Annotated in this window: 3 protein-coding genes; 2 read left to right on the top strand and 1 reads right to left on the bottom strand. The window is 44.3% G+C overall.

Annotated features, from left to right (window positions below; genetic code table 11):
* Together ACYVF1_RS32165 and ACYVF1_RS32170 are read left to right on the top strand one after the other, a co-directional pair.
* Positions 1 to 908 (top strand): hypothetical protein (locus tag ACYVF1_RS32165; protein WP_461086815.1); only part of this gene is annotated, 908 nt, incomplete at its 5' end.
* Between the two features lie 2 nt (positions 909 to 910).
* The gene (locus ACYVF1_RS32170) at positions 911 to 1,375 is read left to right on the top strand and encodes a hypothetical protein (protein ID WP_461086817.1); all 465 of its coding nucleotides are present in this window, start codon (positions 911 to 913) and stop codon (positions 1,373 to 1,375) included.
* Positions 1,376 to 1,438: 63 nt separating this feature from the next.
* On the opposite strand, the gene ACYVF1_RS32175 is transcribed toward ACYVF1_RS32170, so the two are convergent.
* On the bottom strand, positions 1,439 to 1,634 hold a 196-nt coding region (locus ACYVF1_RS32175), incomplete at its 5' end, for a hypothetical protein (protein WP_461086819.1).

Raw genomic sequence — 1,634 nt, forward strand, 5'->3', positions numbered from 1 at the left:
CCCAGAAGGATTTCTTTGTGCGTGACGGCACAGGGGTGATTTCGGGGGCCCTGGATCAGGCCCTGGAAGAAGCCAAAGACCTGCCCGAGTTGGTGGGGCTGGGTTTGTCGGTGGTCTCTGACCCACAGGGGGCTTGGGACCAGTTGGTCAGTTTCCGCCAGCAGATGAGTTGGGAGAAGGCCAAAGAGCTAGGCGCAGATTTAGCCAAAGATGCCATTCAGTATGAGAACTTTGAGAAAGGCGGTCAATATGCCCGCTACGGTACGGGACGTATTGGAGTCGTTCTTGGCTTAGCTGTAACCACGGGTGGCTTGGTGGCTATGGTAAAGGGGGCACCCGAACAACTTAAGAAAAGTTTAGACGACCTGGCTGCGTTTCTGGATAACGCGGGTAAATTTGTGGATGCACTCCTGGAAGCGGATTACCAGCGGTATGTAAGCCGAAAAGTGGGTCAAGGAAAGCCTGCTCGTGAGCGATTGGATTGGAAGAAGGAGCGAGACTACTGGCTGAATGATTCGCCAATTGCCAGAGGTAATGCATTTAATAAAAGAGCCGTTAGTGAAAGATGGTACCCTGTTAGTGAGCTTAATCTTTCGAATGGAAAACGTTTGGATTCTTACCTTCCGCCAATTGGTAATAATGTAGGTGAGATCGTGTCTCGGAAAGCAACAAGTTTGGAAGATATAGAGCTGTCTACTTTTGAAAGTTACCTAAGGGAGATGCAAAGTAAGTACTCACCGGGTACCATAATACGGTCAAATAAATATCCAGCAATTGATGGGCAATCATTGCAGGGAAAACAGATTCTGGAAATTCCAGCGTCCAACCAAAATTTTAGTCAACTTCAAGATTATATTGATTTGGCTAAGAATACGTACAACATTGACATTCGTTTCAGACCTGAGTAACTATGCAACTACACCCTGATTTAAAGTACGCTTTAGATGGAATCTCATTCAGAAAGCAATACAAGCAAATAGTCAAGAGATTTTCATTTGACATCAGTGAAAGTTTTGAAGATTACTCACCTAATGAAGTGTTAAAGATTATTAATGAATTCGGTTACGAAACCAAGTTCATAAAAAGAGAAAACTTCTTTAAAATATCGGAGGTAATCCAACCTTTTCAGTTTCAATTCAATATTTCATTAAAATATGGAGTTGTTGAATTAATATGGGATATTCTGAAAGATAATCAGCGTTTACATTTTGGCTGGGGAACTTGGGGGTCTGTTTCAGATATATTGGACGACTCAGAAAAATTAAAAAATCCCATTTTCCGAAACTATGAAGACCTCCTAGATATCCTCAAAGAAGCTTTCAGTATATATGAAAACTTTAAAGAAGCGTTGATTCAACAAGAAAACCCGGCTTAGTCGCTAGGTTTTCTTATTAAACTAAGTCACCCAATACCCCTTGAAATAGTCTGCTTTTAAGCCCTAACCGCCCCCGATGGCCGGGCGGTACGTTTGCCCAACGGAGCCCGGCCTAAGTTCTTTAACTTCGGCGGCTCCTGGGGCATTCCACCCGTGGGTACTCTGCAGGGCTACGTAACAGCCAGTGGAGATACCTACTTTGCCGAGATTATAGGACGCTTTGTGGGCTATCGACTGGCTAAAGTGCCGCTGTGTCCCG

Source organism: Spirosoma flavus (assembly GCF_054778555.1).

Bases quoted from the DNA above. Each gene is read 5' to 3' on its own strand.
- ACYVF1_RS32170 (WP_461086817.1), top strand. From the start codon at position 911: ATGCAACTACACCCTGATTTAAAGTACGCTTTAGATGGAATCTCATTC.